This is a genomic window from Streptomyces sp. ADMS (assembly GCF_033441795.1).
Classification (GTDB): Bacteria; Actinomycetota; Actinomycetes; order Streptomycetales; family Streptomycetaceae; genus Streptomyces.
Genome location: NZ_JAVFVX010000070.1, coordinates 1 through 15,170 on the forward strand (window position 1 = coordinate 1; position 15,170 = coordinate 15,170).

Genomic DNA, 15,170 nt, shown 5'->3' on the forward strand with positions numbered 1-15,170 from the left:
ATGAACCCCAACTTCCCCTGCAATCACGGACTCCACGCTACGAGGGGAGGGACACATGGTCGTTCCCCAAACTGACGGCGACGGACACCTCGTGGATACGGACGGAGTCCGGACCGAACGCAGTGCCGCAGTACACGTCCTCCGGCACCTGGTCGGCAAGTGAACGGGCCTCGTCAAGGTGAGTGGTGGCGGCCGAGGCATCATGTGCCCTACTCGCGATGACCGCGGCCCGCATGTGGAGGGCACCGCGTGCTGCGGTCTCCGGCGCCGTACGGGCGGCTGGCGCGGCGTCCAGGGCGTGTTCCAAGGCGCGCAGTCCAGCGGCGTAGGCGTGTGCAGCAAAGAAGGTCTCGGTGCGCACGTAGGCGACGGACGCGGAAAGGACTGGATCGCCGGCCGCCGGTACGGCCCACCGCATGAGGTCGATCAGGCGCGCCGACAGATCCCGTGCGCCGAACTTGTAGGCGACGGCATCCGCGGAACGGTAGGCCCTGACCAGAAGTCCGGCCACTTCGGCTCGCTCCGCGGCGGAAGCCCCGTGATAGGCGCGGGCAAGTTCATCCAAGAGAACGGGCAACTCGCGGGCGATGCGCATGTACTGCGCCGCCAGCCTCCAGCGGGCGGCTTCCCCGACGGCTGCGCGCAGTTCTGCGACAGGACGGACTGGGCCGTCAGCGGAAAATCGTACGTGGCGATCACCGCAGACAACACGGGCAACGCGTCGTGGACTCGAGTGTGGGCCGGGTCGCGGTCGGTGAGCAGCCGCATGGAGTCGATGCCGAGAGCGTCGGCGATGGCTTCGAGGGTAGCCTCGCTGACACCGCGCTCACCGCGCTCGACCTTGCGGATGGCGCCGAGAGAAACGCAGGCGGCATCCGCGAGTTGCTGTTGCGTCATCTTCGGGCGGGCGACACTGCGGTAGTAGGCAATCCGCCTGCCTACCCCGCCGTGGCTGCGCACGGGCATACTGACTCCATTTCAGGGCATCCCTTCCGAACCGTACCCACACAAAGATGGCGCGGGTATGCGAATGACCCCATTAGGACTGGCTGATGGCAGTATCCGCCTCTGATCAGCCCTCGGTGATCGCCATGAGCTGGGTGAGGCTGTCGATCCGCCAGTCCGCCGCCGCGACAACGTCCGCGTCGTCCGCCCACAGATACCCCCACGGCCCTCGCCGGATGTGCGCGACGCGCAGCCCCGCGGCCTTCGCCGGGAAGACATCGTTGGCCGGGTGGTCGCCCACGTACACCGTCGAGTTCGGAGCAGCCTGCGCGACCTCCACCACCCGCCGGAAGAAACCCGGTTGCGGTTTCGCGACACCCCACTCCCCCGAGGTGACGATGAGATCGGCAGGAAGGTCCAGGTCGCGCAGCAGTTCACCCGCGCGAGGTGTCTGGTTGCCGGCGATGATCACACGTACACCGGCCTCGCGGAGTGCGGCGAGAGCCGGCCGTACGTCTTGGTAGAGGTCGCTCTCATCAACGCACTCGCCGCGGCCGGCGGCTTCACGGGCCCGGTATTCGGCGGCGACGTCGATGCCCGGGCGGAGGAGCCTCAGCGCTTCGGCATTGTCCAGGCCACGAGCGACGACAGCGCCGACAAGCGCGGAGAGCGTGTGGCGGGGTACGTCCAGCCAGGACGCCCAGGCCTCCCAGTACCGGTCGTCTCGGGTGATCGTCTCGCCGACGTCGAACACGATGGTCTCAATCACCCTGGGAGCCTATGGCGTCACACCGTTGCTCATGATCCGTGCACGCAGTGGAGGTCGTGGCGCGCCGTCTCCACCGAGACGGCCGCGAATGCCGTACGGCCGCACCTGCGCCAGACCCGACTCGTACACGTAGGCCTCTCGGCGCCAGTAGTTCCAGTGCCGGGGGTCGCCGGAAGCCGTCCAGTGGACCTCCGACTCCTTATTCCAGCCCGCGTAGTGGCCCGGGCCGTCATTTTCGGCGCTGCCCAGCGTCTCGTGACCCGCTTCCTCGACGCACGGGCCCGCGAGACGCTGTCGGACGTGGGACGCCCGCCCACCGACCCGGAACCGGGCGAGCCCAAAATCGTGAGACCCTGACGCCCCCAGCTACCGGTTTGCCCAGGTTCGACCGCAGGAGAAGACTGGCCACTGTCAGAATTTTCGGGTGTGCGCGCGGCTTCAGGGAGCCGTCATGTTCGTACGCGCGGTTTACGCGACCGGTGATCCGGCAAACATCGACACGGCCATCGAGGGGCTCAGCACCGAGGGCCGGGAATTGATCGCGCGGCAGCCAGGATTCCGCGGCTTCGGGCTCTTCGTGGACCGGAAGCTCGGAAAACTGCTGACGGCCAGTTGGTGGGAGACGGAGGAGAGCCGGAGGTACAGCGACGAGGCGTTGCGCGAGCGGCGGGCGGCGCTCCTGGAGCGGTTCGCGGCGACGACAGCGACCGACAACTTCGAAGCGGTGGTCTTCCACCCGGTCCGACAGCCGAGGGCGGGAGCGGGACTGCGGGTCACCAGGGTGGAGTTCGACCCCTCGGACGCGGATCTCTTCGCCGAGACGTTCCGGGCGACAGTGATCCCCAAGCTCGAAACGCTCCCGGGACTGGCCGGGGCGTCCCTGCTCATCGACCGCGACCGGGGACGCGGGCTGGTCGCGGCCGTGTTCGCGGACCGTGAGTCCCTTGCCGCGTCCCGCGGCGGCCAGGCGGCAGCCAGGCATGAGGGCGCCGCCAAGGCACATGTCACCGTGACCGGGCTGGAGGAGTTCGAGGTCGTCTTCTCCGACGTGCGGAGCGAGTGAAGCGAGCGAGTGTGGTCAGGCGGCCTTGATCTCAGGCTCGCCCGCAGCGTCGGCCGCCTCCGACGCCTGCCGCCCCCGCATCCACACATACACCGGAATCCCCGCGAACAGGAACAGCACCCCCTGGTACACCGCCGCGTACCCCGCGCCCGCGATCAGCCAGAACGAGAACGCGAACGACAGCGCGGCGACGATCAGGTCGCGGACCAGGCCGGCCGGGCGGACGCGGTCGCGCGTGCCCTTGGCCAGCCAGTACAGCTGGGCCGCGGCCGAGAGGAGGTACGGGACGCAGCCCGTGAACGTCGTGATCAGGACCAGGACGCGGAACGTGGTGTCCGGGCCCGCCGTGTAGTTGAAGGCGATGAGGATGGTGCCGAGGACCGCGCAGGCCCAGACGCCGAAGCCGGGCACCCCGCCCTTGCCGACCTTCGCGAACGGTGCCGGGAAGAGGCCGTCGCGGGCCGCCGCGTACGGCATCTGCGCGGCCAGCAGAATCCAGCCGTTGAGGCAGCCGACGATCGACGCGACCGCGACCAGCGCGATGGCCGTGCCGCCCCAGCTGCCACCGGTGATCGCGTTCACCGCGTCGGCGAAGGGGGCGCCGGAGTCGACCAGCTTGTCGTGCGGAACCAGGCCGAAGACGGCGACGATGCCGAGGATGTAGACGAGGGCCGAGCCCAGCGTGCCCAGGACGCTCGCGCGGCCCACGTTGCGCTCGGGGTCCTCCACCTCGCCCGCGCTGACAGCCGCCGACTCGACGCCCAGGAAGCTGTAGAGGAGCAGTGCGGCGGAGGCGGCCAGGGCGCCGGGCACGCTGTCGCCCGACGCGTTGAACGGGCCGAAGTTGTCCGTGTCGATGAAGAACAGGCCGACCGTGGCGACCAGCAGCAGCGGCACGAACTTCAGGATCGTCGACACGATCTGCACGGTCCCGACCCACCGGGTGCCCGCGAAGTTCGCGGCGGCCGGCAGCCAGAGGGCCAGTATCGCGACCAGTGCCGCCAGGGTGTGACTGTCGTTCAAGGGGATCAGTACGTCCACGTAACCGACCACCGCCACCGCCAGGGCGGCGATGCTGACCCAGGTCATCGTCCAGTACGACCACGCCGACAGGAAGCCCGCGAAGGGGCCGAACGCGTCGCGCGGGTAGACGTACAGGCCGCCGGTGACCGGGCTGCGGCGGGCCAGCCTGCCGAAGAGCAGGGCGAGCAGCACCGCGCCTACGGACAGGACCAGGAAGGCGACCAGGCTGACCGAGCCGTACGGGGCGACCGTGGCGGGCAGGACGAAGATGCCGCCGCCGATGATGTTGCCCATGACGAGCGCGGTGGCGGCGGCCAAACCGAAGGTGCGGCGTCGGGGCGAGGTCGCGGTCGGCGAGGTCGGAGTCAGCTCCGGCTCGTCGGCCTCGGTGGTGCTGGGAGCAGTCATGACACTTCCGGTGGGCGGGGAGGGACGGGGACGGGGACGGCTGGGAACATACGAGAAGAGGGCCGGGAAGGGGTGGGGAGGACGCGATCGTAACTCGCCATCCCACATGGTGGGCCATCTGTTCATGTACTGGACACATACGGTCGTCGGGTCCGCCGTCGACTAGCGTCGAGGCATGACCAGCGAGACCAGCGAAGCCTTCCGCTCCTCCGCCCTTTCCTTCTCCGCCGCCCTGGCCACCGGCGCGCCCCTCGTCCTCGACGGCGGCATGTCCAACCAGCTGGGGTCCGCCGGGCACGATCTGAGCGACGAGCTGTGGTCGGCGCGGTTGCTCGTCGAGCAGCCCGAGGCGATCGTCGACGCGCACCTCGCCTATTACGAGGCGGGCGCGGACGTCGCGATCACCTCCAGCTACCAGGCCACCTTCGCCGGCTTCGCCAAGCGGGGCATCGGCCGGGAGCGGGCCGGCGAGCTGCTCGGGCTGAGCGTGGAACTGGCCCGTGAGGCCGCGCGCCGGGCGGAGACGGAGCGGCCGTTGTGGGTGGCGGCGTCCGTCGGGCCGTACGGAGCGATGCTCGCGGACGGGTCCGAGTACCGGGGGCGGTACGGGCTGAGCGTCGACGAGCTGGAGCGTTTCCACCGGCCTCGGCTGGAGGTGCTGGCCGCCGCCGGGCCCGATGTGCTGGCCCTGGAGACGATTCCGGACGCCGAGGAGGCCGAGGCCCTGCTGCGCGCGGCGCGCGGGCTCGGAGTGCCGGTCTGGCTGTCGTACAGCGTGGCCGGGGAGCGGACGCGGGCCGGTCAGCCGTTGGCGGAGGCGTTCGCGTTGGCCGGGGAGGCGGACGAGGTCGTCGCGGTCGGCGTGAACTGCTGCGTGCCCGAGGACGTGGACGGGGCCGTGGAACTGGCGGCCCGGGTGACCGGGAAGCCGGTCGTGGTCTATCCCAACAGCGGTGAGGTCTGGGACGCCGACGCCCGTGCCTGGCGCGGCAGTTCGACCTTCGCCGCCGGGCAGGTGACGGGCTGGCGGGACGCGGGGGCGCGGCTGATCGGCGGGTGCTGCCGGGTGGGGCCGGGGGCGATCGCGTCGATCGCCGACACGCTGCGGTGACCCGTCCGCGGCGTGGTGAGACTTTCGGCTTCCGGGCCCTCGTGCTGCGGCTCCCGTCCGTTCACGTCCGCTGCTAGCCTCCGGACGGGAACCGGTTGCCGACTGTTGCTGCCGTACTTCCCACGGCGAGGGGGGTAGCACCATGACGAGGAAGAGCAACACCGGGGACAGCCCGACGCGCAGCACCATCCGCGACGTGGCGGCCCGCGCCGGGGTGTCCGCGTCCACCGTGTCCCGGGTGCTCGGCGGTGACTACCCGGTGAGCACCGCGACCCGTACCAGCGTCCTGCGGGCGGTGCGTGAGCTGGACTATGTCGCCGACGCGCGCGCCAAGGCGATCGCCGGTGTGGTGACGCCCACGCTCGCCTTCGTGCTCGACGACATCACCGGGCCGTCGTTCGCGCTCATGGCGCACGGCGTGGAACGCGAGGCGACCCGGCTCGGTCATCTGTGCCTGGTGTGCAGCACGGACGGTGACACCGCGCACGAACTGGAGTTCGTCGAGATGATGCGCGCCCAGCGCGCCGCCGCCGTGATCCTGGTCGGCGGTACCGCCGACACTCCCGAGTACCGCACCCGCACGGCCCGTATCGCCGACTCCCTGGCCTCCGTCGGCTCCCGGCTCGTGCTGTGCGGCCGGCCGCCGCTGACCCCCGGTACGCCGGTCACGGTCATCGAGTACGACAACGAGGGCGGCGCCTACGCCCTGTGCGCCCACATCCTGTCCCAGGGCCACCAGCGCGTCCTCTTCCTGGGCGGCCACCCCGACCACACCACCGCCCAGGGCCGCGCACGCGGCTACACCGCCGCCCATCGTGCACGCGGCCTGGAGCCCGACCCGGCGCTGTGTCTGCACGGCGACTTCACACGGGACTCGGGCCACCGCCTGATGCGTCAAGCCCTGTCCCGGGGGCTGGAGTTCACGGCCGTGATGGCCGCCACCGACATGGTCGCCGCCGGTGCGCTGACCGCCCTCCACGAGGCCGGGCTCTCCGTGCCCGGCGACGTTTCACTGGCCGGGTACGACGACATCCCGTTCGCCCGCGACCTGCACCCGGCGCTCACCACGGTCCACGTCCCGTACGAGGAACTGGGCCGCCTCGCCGTCCGCACCGCCCTCGGCCGCACCCCGGACGCCCCGGACGAGCACCTGCTGCTGGGCACACATGTCGTCGTACGGAACTCGGTGCGCAACTCGGTACGGAACCCCGGACCGGCAGCGGGAGCCGCGGTCGGCTGAGCGTTCCGCGTCCGCGCCGCACCGGGGCTGGTGTCGGTGATCAGTGTCGGTGGACGGCACCGGGGAGGCGGAGACGTCGTACGACCGACCCTGTTTCCGTACTGCGCGGGAGCGAACCGGGCCGAGGGGCCGGCCTCAGGGCGGAGTCCGGTGGCGTGACGTCGGCCGCCCACAGCGCCAGTTCCCTGTCCCGTGGGCCTTCAACGGTGTGCGGGTCGCCGTCGCCGAAGACGCGCACCGGGTGGGAGGCGTCCCAGGGCCGCCAGCCCGGGTCGCCGTCGACGGCGAAGCGTACCCACGCCGTGTGCATGGCCTCGGCAAGGTCCTGGGGGGCACCCTCGCCCGCGAGCTTGGCAGACTCGGGTGCCTGGTGGGTGTCGAACACGAATCCCAGTTCGATGGCGTGGCAGGCGCCCAGGCCGGGCCTGGTGGACGGCCAGGCGAACTCGTACACATACGCCCGGCCGCTCTCGCCGCGGGTGTCCGCGAGCCGGTGCAGCGGTACGCGGAGCAGGTGGTCGGTGACCAGCCGGCCGACGAGGTCGGCCGTGCCGGAGCCGGGGTGCAGGGTGCGGTAGCCGCGCGGGACCTCGGGGCCGCAGTGGCAGCGGGCCATGGAGCCGGCCAGGGCGACCGTGCCGAGCCGGTCGACTCGCTCCAGGAGTCCGCCCGGCACCAGCCACAGCCGGTGCTCGTCCCGCGTCCAGCCCAGGAGCAGGTCGATGTCGGTGGCGACCCCGTCGGTCAGTGCCTCCAGGGGGTCGCGGGGCACGAGGTCGCCGTCGACGACGATGCCGAAGGCGGGCCCGCCGAGGACCGGGCTGCTCAGCCGCCCCACCTCGCCCTGGACACGCAACAGCGACTCGCGGCCGACGGCGGCGAAGGCCTCGGCGGTCGCCGGGATCTTCAGCCGGGTCGCCATCCGGCGCACCATTCGCCGTACCTTGTCGCGGTCGCTCACCTCGGGCGGCCCGCTCTGCAGGACGGCGCGGTGGAAGAGCCCCCGGGCCCGGGGCGAGGCGAGGAGTGCGCCGATGCTGATCGCGCCGGCCGACTGGCCGAAGACGGTGACACGGTCGGGGTCGCCACCGAAGGCCGCGATCGACACCCGAACCCACTCCAGCGCGGCGAGCTGGTCGCGCAGTCCCGGATTCGGCGGTGCGTCGGGGAAGAGGCCGTAACCCTCCACACCCAGCCGGTAGTTGACCGAGACGAGGACCACGCCGTCGCGGGCGAAGGCATGACCGTCGTAGACGGGCACCGCCGAGGAGCCTCGGGTCAGGGCGCCGCCGTGGATCCACACCATGACCGGGAGCCGGGCGCCATGGCCGGGCTCCGGTGTCCACACGTTGAGGTTGAGACAGTCGTCGCCGGGCACCACCGGGTCCGACAGCAGCCGGGCGAAGGCTGCGGAGTACGGCGGTTGCGGCGCGCTGGAACCGAAGGCGCCCGCGTCGCGCACCCCGTCCCAGGGGGCGGGCGGCACGGGCGGCCTGAACCGGCGGGGGCCGAAGGGCGGGGCGGCGTACGGGATGCCGCGGAACACGGCGATCCCGTCGCCCTCGTATCTGCCGCGGACGTTCCCGTGGGGCGTCCGCACGACGGGCCTCGCCGGTTCTGCCGTCATCCGCCCACCAGCTCCCTCACCGCCGCTCGTGAACCGTTCAGATCAGAGCAACACATGACCTGGCGGTATTCCCGCGGAGGGAGCCATTCGATGGGTGATCCGGCGGCTATTTGGCGTACATCAGCGTGCCGAAGCCGAGCTGGTCGAAGCCGCCGCTCGTCGTGCCGTAGTCACCTCCCCCGCCCTCGGGCCGGACGCTCTCGGCCATCGCCTGGATGTAGGGGACGGACAGGCCGCGCCGCTTGGCGTAGTGGTGGTAGAGGAGGTCCCAGACCGGGCGGACCTGGCCCCGGCTCGCGGAGGAGATCACGGTGTGGGACTGCCGCGAGCAGCTCTGGCCGGTGCCCCAGGTGTAGGTGGAGAACGGGACGTCGTTGCCCAGGTTGTACTTGGCGACGTACTGGGCGGCCTTCATGAACCGGTTGCTGTCGTAGCCGTACAGGTCGTCGCCCTGGGACCACGCCATCTCGCAGAAGGCACCCATCTGGCCCATGCCCATCATGGTGTGCCCCTGGTCGCGCCCCGACTCCTGCCACTGGCCGAGGGCGTAGCCCGCGGAGTCGGTGTGGAGGTACGGGACGGCATGGGTGATGGAGCCGTTTCCGGCGCCGGACCTGAAGTAGCCGACCGCCTGGTCGTACTTGGCCGCGTCGTCGCACAGGATCCCGATCGCGAGGATCGAGTTCATGTTGCAGAGGTCCCAGTTGGCCCAGTAGTTGGTGATACAGGCGTCGTTGTGGCCGGTGAGGAACTGGTTGTTGAGGGGGTAGAAGACGTCGAGCATCATCGTCCTGAACCGGTCGAGGTCGAACCCGCTGTAGCCGCGCATGAGTTCGGCGGCGTTGGCGAACTGGTAGCCGTAGATCCCGGCGGCCAGGAAGCGGTCGGCGTTGCCGGTGACGCTGGTGAGGGTGGACGACCAGGCGTTGAGGATGGCGACCGCCGTGTCTCCGTTGGCCGTCGTGCCGGCGACCTTCCAGCGCAGGGCGTTCTGGTAGGCGGCGTGGATGTCGTTGTAGAGGATGCCGTAGTTCTCGCCGGTGCCGCCCCGGATGATCGTGGCCTGCGGCCGGGGCGTCCAGGTCGACGCCGAGTGGGAGTTGGCGGTGAGGCGGTGCCAGCCGGCGAGCCAGGGGTCGTTGCCGGCGGCTACCCGCACCTTGGCGCGGTTGAGTTCGCCGTAGGCGTGCAGCATGCCGGGGTGGGTGAAGGCCGCGGGCGCGGCCTCGGCGGAGGGGGCCGTGAGCGCGGCGGCTGACGCGCCCACGACGAGAGCGGCGGTGAGACCGCCGGCGGACCTCAGCAGTCCGCGGCGGCTCAACTCGGTTCGGGTGTCGTGAACTTGGTGCGTGCAGGAGTGCTGGTGGGGGTTTTCGCGGCTCATTGCGATGCATCTCCAATCCTGGGACGTGTGTCCAGGTGGATCAGGTGGGGATGATGCTCACCTCGTCGAAGACCGAGGTGCAGCGGGCCAGGGGGTCGCGGGAGCAGACCACGAGGCCCACGTAGTAGGGGGCGTCACCGAAGCCGGGGACGTCCCCCTCGGTGAGGGGGGTCCAGCTGACGCCGTCATCGGTGGAGAAGGCTGCGGAGAAGGTGGTCCCGGCACGCTTCAGCCGTAGCAGACAAGGGAGTTGGAGAGTTGTGGAGGTTCCGGTGAAGGTCGAGGCGCCCGCCACCGTCTTGCGCAGCATCAGCTGCGCGGTGGCACCCCCGGTGACGATCGCTCCGGCCGCCTGGTCGAACGGCGACAGGGACTTGGCCATCAGCAGCCCGACCCGGTCGGCGGTCGTGGCACCGGTACGGGAGACCAGCCGGGCGGTGACCTCACAGTCGCCGGTGACCGGCCGACGGACGAACTGCCCCGTCACTCCCTGGCCGTTGACGTTCAGGTCGACCCCGGCACCCCGGACGACGAAGGTCCCGTCCTCGTACGCCGTACTGCCGGGCGTCCTGACCGCGACCACGCCGAGGGTCCCGAAAAGCCGGTCGTCGAGGACCACGTCGCCGAGGTCGCCGTACGTCCACGGCTCGGGCGGAGCCGTGGCGACCGTGAGACCGAGCGTGCCGGCGCCGTCGCCGGCGGCGTTGCCCGCGCCGGTGGCGACGGTGAACTCGCCCGTCCCCTTGGGGGTTCCGCAGACGACACCGGTGCGCCTGTCGAGGCGCAGACCGTCCGGCAGGCCGTCGGCGGTGAACCGTATGGGCTCGTGCGAGGCGCGCAGCACATACCGGAAGGGGACACCCTTGTTCGCGAACGCGGTGGTGGAGGTGAGTTCCGGTACCGAGGGGGCCGGCATCGGCGCGGCGGCCGGCGCCGAGAGCGGGCCGCGTCCGCCACCGTTCGACTTGGCGACGACGTAGTGGTACGTCGTACCGGGCGTGCCCGTGGCGTCCGTGTACGTGATGCGGGTGCCGAACCCGACCGGGCCGACGGCGGTCGCGATCGTCGCGTACGGGCCGTCCGCGCCGGTGGACCGCAGCACCCTGTACCGGGCCGAGAGGTCCGGGTCGGTCCAGGCCAGCTCCACGGCGTCCGCGCCGGCGGTCGCCCGCAGGTCGGTGACGGTGCGTCCGGGGCGCGGAGTGCTCCACACCGCGCCGGTGGCCGACGACGTCACGGTGACGTTGTCGAAGGCGCCGGTGCCGGTCTCGGCGTAGTCCTCGTCGACGCCCAGACAGGAGGTGAGGGCGAGCCCGGCGTACGCGGTTCGCCCCAACCGCACCTCCGTCGAACCGACTTCCGTCCAGTGGATGCCGTCCGGCGAGATGGCTCCGGTGCAGCGCCGGCCCTCGCGGGTGACACGCACCCAGTACGGCATGCGCAGCCGGTAGCCGTCGCCCGCGCCCTCGACGTACGGGGCCTCGATCGGGGTCGCCGACTCCGGCAGCTCCCCGAGGCTGGAGATCGGGAAGGAGGCGCTCGTGGTGATGGCCGTCTGCTGACTGGGCGGCACGGGGGTGCTGCCGGTGGCGGACACCGACGCCCCGGCCTTCGGGCGAACGGTCCACACACCGCTCCAGGTGTGCAGCGGCAGCCCCTGGATCAGCATCGACGCGTGCGGGGCGGCGGCGTCGAGGGAGCCACGCAGGGTGACGCCGATCTTGGAGTACTGGGAGCTGAGCGGGAACACGACGCGCGCGGTGACGGAGCCGTCGCCGGGCAGCAGCAGGTGCGCCACCCGGTGGGTGTCCGCGGTGCCGCTCGCCTCCAGGACGAACCGTTCGCCGTCGAAGTGGGCGGATCCGGCGCGCTTCACGTCCCCGGCGTCCCGGGTGGCCCAGGGCTCGGGCAGGCCTGCGGTGGCCGCCACCCATCCCGAACTGCCGCTCCTGCCCATGGAGTTGATGGCAGTGACCTTGTAGTAGTAGGTCCGTCCCGTGCGTACGCCCTTGTCGGTGTACGTGGGCTGGTCGATGCCGGAGGCGATCTCCTCGTACGGTCCGTCGGGCCTGGTGCCCCGCTGGACGGTGTACCCGTCCGCCCAGGCGGACGGCACCCAGCCGACGGTGACGGTCTGGTTGTCGCCCACCGCCGTGACGCCCGCCGGAGTCGTGGGCCCGGCCGGTGAGGGTGCCCTGGTGCCCGCGCAGGTGAAGGTGCCGAAGCCGGGCAGGTCGTCGTTGCTGCCCTCGACGACGCGGATGCCGCCGGTGCCGCGGAAGACGGCGGCCCTGGTGTACGGGGTGTCGAGGCCCCGGACGCCGGAGTAGTGGGCGTAGTACATCTCGTAGACCGGGGGCAGGTTGCCTCGGACCTTGTTGGAGACGGTCGTCTTGATGTACTTGCCGGTGCGGTCGAGGTCGGGGGTGAAGGGGACGTCTCCGCCGAGGTTGTACTTGGCCGCGTACTCGGCGTTGGCGAGGATGCGGTTGCCGTCGAAGCCCCACAGGTCGACGCCCTGGTTCCAGGCGACCTGCGCGGCGTCGCCCATCAGGCCGATGGCGAGCTGTTCGTGGCCCTGGTCGCGGCCGCTTTCCTGGCCCTGGCCCGCGTCGGTGACGATGCGGCCGCGGACGCTGCCGTTGCCCGTACCGGCCGCGACGAATCGGAGCGCGTCCTCGAAGAGGGTGGGCTCCTCGCAGAACACGCCGATGGCGAGAATCGTCTGAATGGCCGTCAGGTCCCAGTTGCCGTTGGCGTAGAGCATGTAGCCGGACACGGCCGGGTACCAGACGTCCAGGAAGGACCGCTCGCAGCGCGCGATGTCGTCCGCGCCCCAGCCGTCGTAACCGGTGTGCCGCAGCAGTTCGGCCGCGTTGACGAACTTGAAGGCCTGCAGTCCCGCGCCGAGGGGGCCGTCGGCCCCGGTGATCGCGGTGAGCGACCTGGACCAGGCGTTGAGGATGTCCCGGGCCTTGTCCGCGTTGGCGCGGTCGCCGGTGACGCACCACATCAAAGCGTTCTGACAGGCGGCGGCAGAGTCGGCGACGGCCTGGTTCTGGAAGTTGGTGGGGCCACGGCCCCACGAGGTGATCTGGCCGGTGTTCTGGACCGTGTACGCCGACTTCGAGCGGGCATGAGCCGCGAACGTCAGGTAGCCGTCGTGGACCGGGGACTCCTGGGCGGCGACCGCGGCCTTCATACGGGCGAGGTCGTCGGCGCCGTACAGCAGTCCGGGATGGGCGAAGGCGCGGGGTGCGGTCCTGGCGTCCTGGGCCCCCGCCGCCGCGGCGGAGGCGGACATCAGTCCACCTCCGGCCGCGGCCACGAGGCCCGCCGCGCCGAGGAGGTTTCTTCGGCTGAGAGGAAGCACGGGTGACTCCATGGTTCGTTCGGGAATGGTGCGTCACGCGTGCTGGACGGTGAACGTGACGGTCTGGGTCGCGGTGCCCACGCTGTTGGCGGCCGAGACGGTGGCGGTGAACCTGCCGGCCTTGTCCCTGACGGTGCCGGAGATCAGGCCCGTGGCGGTGTCGATGTCCAGACCCTTCGGCAGGCCGTGGGCGGCGAACGAGGTCGGCAGGGCGCCGGCCGTGATCAGGTGGTTGAAGACCTGGTTCCTGGTGGCCGTGGCCTGGTCCGGGCTGGTGATCGACGGCTTGTCGGCGGACGTGGCCTCGGTGGAGTTCAGGAACCGGGTGTCCAGGACGTGTTCGTTGGCGTACGCCGGCATCATGTCCGTGAACTTGTACCAGCCGGGCTTCTTCATCCCGTTGCCGATGAACCTGCCGTTGATGACGAGGTTCTGGAACGTCACGTTCCTGATGGCATGGTCCGCGTCGTAGCCGACCATGACGGACGGGTTGGCGTGCGTCCCGTTGTACGTCAGGTTCTTGATGTACACCCCGTCGATGCCCCGGCCGACGGAGGTGTTGTACGACTTGTTGTACATGACCCGCATGTTGATCAGCTGACCCCAGCGGAAGTCCTCCACCCGGATGTCCTGGGCGCGGACGTTGCGCAGCAGGTTGCTGTCACCGGGGTTGAGCGCGATGCAGCCCTGGTAGTCCGTCTGCGGTTCGCGGTGGTCGAGGATGTCGATGTTGCTGAAGACGAGGTTCTCGATGGTCTCCGGCTTGTCGGTGTTGCCGTGCGTGCCGACGTTGATCGGGTGCGCCACGTCCGCCCAGAGGGTGGAGTTGCGGACGGTGATGTTGCGGCAGTCGCCGTAGTAGTCCCAGCGGTGGGCGTAGATAGCGATGCAGTCGTCGGAGTTGCGCATCCAGACGTTGTCGATGAGCACGTCCTCGCTGCAGAAGACGTCGATGCCGTCGCCCCACTGGCCGTGGCTGTAGGAGTGGAAGTCGCGTACGGTGACCTGCTTCGACTGACCGACGGTGCAGGCATAGCCGCTGCTCGGGTTGAGCACCATGATGCCGTCGATCTCGATGTTCCTGGAGTACTGGAGAAGGACACCGCTGGGCGAGTTGTACAGCACGCCACGGCCGCGCAGCCGGGCGTTCTCGACGTTGACGAACTCCACCCGGGACGTCAGGACGGCGCCGCCGGCCAGGTAGACCGTCTTGCCGCTGGGCACCTTCACCACGTTGTCGGTGGTGTTGTGCAGGCCCGGCCCGAAGTAGATGACGTCCGGGTCGTCGGGGTCGGGTACGTGCCTCTCGACCGGGTTGGCGTGCAACTGCAGGTTGTTGAAGATCTCGCCGTCGATCTCGATGGAGAGGTTGCGCGGCTCGGTGAGGGTGAAGCTCACCGTGGCGCCGTCCACCGTGAACGGGGTGCCGTACGACAGGGGACGGATCCGCGCTGTGCCGACGGTCCCCTTGGACGAGGTGACGGCGACCTCCACGGTGCCGTTGAAGTCGAACGTGGCGACGGAGGAATTGAAGACCGGACCACTGCCCGTGTTCGCGTCTATCTGCTTCGCTCTGGCGCGGTAGATCGGCACCGGCTGCCACTCTCCGCCCGGCGTCCGGGCTTTGACGGAGAAGCTCGCGTTGGTCGGGACCCCGCTCGGGATGGGGTACACCACCAGCTTGTCGGGCGCTCCGGGCGTGTCGCCGGCTCTGGCGGTACCGGCCGCGGCGCCGATCAGTGAGTAGGCGGCGGCGGTGGCACCGGCGGCCTGAAGGAGGGTGCGCCGGGACAGACCGGTGCTCTCGGTGTCTTTCATGGAGTGGTTCCTTTGGAAGGAGGGGAAGACGATCGATACCCAGCTCGCGCTGCGCCTGCTCGGCGGAGACGTCGTCGAGTTCGGCCATCATGGTGATGGACTCACCGCCGCCCGTGGCCGCGCCGGCGACCCGCAGGGCGCAGCCGCTCAGCGCCGTCGCGCCGGCCGCCGCACCACCGGCTGCCGAGAGGGCGAGAGACCGGCGGCGGCTCGGGTGTGTACCGGTGACCTGTGCGTGCATGAACGTCCCACCTCCTGCTGTGTCTGGTGCGTGGTGCGGATATCGGCCGAGAACCCGGACAGCAACCGGTTGTTGTCCGTCGCGGCAGAGCTTCTTCCTGTCAGCAAAAGGCGTCAAGACCCCCAGCCGACTTTCGAGAAGACTGATTTCCCTCGTTGACACGAGTCA

The 15,170-nt window shown here is 70.4% G+C and carries 12 protein-coding genes; 4 read left to right on the forward strand and 8 right to left on the reverse strand.

The window, feature by feature from the left end:
* Positions 1 to 37: 37 nt before the first annotated feature.
* The 3 genes from RB628_RS26655 to RB628_RS26665 all read right to left on the reverse strand — a co-directional run bounded on the left by RB628_RS26655 (position 38) and on the right by RB628_RS26665 (position 1,714).
* Positions 38 to 511, reverse strand: a complete 474-nt coding sequence (locus RB628_RS26655) for a hypothetical protein (protein ID WP_318323088.1) — start codon at positions 509 to 511, stop codon at positions 38 to 40.
* Positions 427 to 966: a helix-turn-helix transcriptional regulator gene (locus tag RB628_RS26660; protein WP_318323057.1), complete on the reverse strand. Its 540-nt coding sequence runs from the start codon at positions 964 to 966 to the stop codon at positions 427 to 429. Before RB628_RS26660 ends, RB628_RS26655 begins: the two co-directional genes overlap by 85 nt.
* Positions 967 to 1,072: 106 nt before the next feature.
* Positions 1,073 to 1,714: an HAD family hydrolase gene (locus tag RB628_RS26665; protein ID WP_318323058.1), complete on the reverse strand. Its 642-nt coding sequence runs from the start codon at positions 1,712 to 1,714 to the stop codon at positions 1,073 to 1,075.
* A gap of 451 nt (positions 1,715 to 2,165) precedes the next feature.
* Here RB628_RS26665 and RB628_RS26670 point away from each other — a divergent pair, with 451 nt between their 5' ends.
* The gene (locus RB628_RS26670; protein WP_318323059.1) at positions 2,166 to 2,777 is read left to right on the forward strand and encodes a hypothetical protein; all 612 of its coding nucleotides are present in this window, start codon (positions 2,166 to 2,168) and stop codon (positions 2,775 to 2,777) included.
* A gap of 15 nt (positions 2,778 to 2,792) precedes the next feature.
* Here the strand turns inward: RB628_RS26670 and RB628_RS26675 are convergent, their stop codons facing one another.
* Positions 2,793 to 4,208, reverse strand: coding sequence for an APC family permease (locus tag RB628_RS26675; RefSeq protein WP_318323060.1), 1,416 nt, complete (start codon positions 4,206 to 4,208; stop codon positions 2,793 to 2,795).
* A gap of 175 nt (positions 4,209 to 4,383) precedes the next feature.
* On the opposite strand from RB628_RS26675, the gene mmuM reads away from it, so the two are divergent.
* Together mmuM and RB628_RS26685 are read left to right on the forward strand one after the other, a co-directional pair.
* Complete coding sequence (mmuM, locus tag RB628_RS26680) at positions 4,384 to 5,319, forward strand: homocysteine S-methyltransferase (protein WP_318323061.1); 936 nt, start codon at positions 4,384 to 4,386, stop codon at positions 5,317 to 5,319.
* 142 nt (positions 5,320 to 5,461) lie between these two features.
* Positions 5,462 to 6,559 (forward strand): LacI family DNA-binding transcriptional regulator, encoded by a 1,098-nt coding sequence (locus RB628_RS26685; protein ID WP_318323062.1) that lies wholly within the window; start codon positions 5,462 to 5,464, stop codon positions 6,557 to 6,559.
* A 40-nt stretch (positions 6,560 to 6,599) separates the two neighbouring features.
* Here RB628_RS26685 and RB628_RS26690 read toward each other — a convergent pair whose 3' ends face one another.
* The 4 genes from RB628_RS26690 to RB628_RS26705 form a co-directional block, all read right to left on the reverse strand.
* Positions 6,600 to 8,186: a carboxylesterase/lipase family protein gene (locus RB628_RS26690; RefSeq protein ID WP_318323063.1), complete on the reverse strand. Its 1,587-nt coding sequence runs from the start codon at positions 8,184 to 8,186 to the stop codon at positions 6,600 to 6,602.
* A 106-nt stretch (positions 8,187 to 8,292) separates the two neighbouring features.
* Positions 8,293 to 9,570 (reverse strand): alginate lyase family protein, encoded by a 1,278-nt coding sequence (locus RB628_RS26695; RefSeq protein WP_318323064.1) that lies wholly within the window; start codon positions 9,568 to 9,570, stop codon positions 8,293 to 8,295.
* 40 nt (positions 9,571 to 9,610) lie between these two features.
* Positions 9,611 to 12,874, reverse strand: a complete 3,264-nt coding sequence (locus RB628_RS26700) for an alginate lyase family protein (protein ID WP_412180727.1) — start codon at positions 12,872 to 12,874, stop codon at positions 9,611 to 9,613.
* A 102-nt stretch (positions 12,875 to 12,976) separates the two neighbouring features.
* Positions 12,977 to 14,761: a glycosyl hydrolase family 28 protein gene (locus RB628_RS26705; RefSeq protein ID WP_318323066.1), complete on the reverse strand. Its 1,785-nt coding sequence runs from the start codon at positions 14,759 to 14,761 to the stop codon at positions 12,977 to 12,979.
* Here RB628_RS26705 and RB628_RS26710 point away from each other — a divergent pair.
* Entirely contained in the window at positions 14,751 to 15,161 is a 411-nt protein-coding gene (locus RB628_RS26710) for a hypothetical protein (protein ID WP_318323067.1), read from the forward strand. The two genes, RB628_RS26705 and RB628_RS26710, sit on opposite strands and share 11 nt — an antisense overlap.
* Positions 15,162 to 15,170 lie beyond the last annotated feature (9 nt).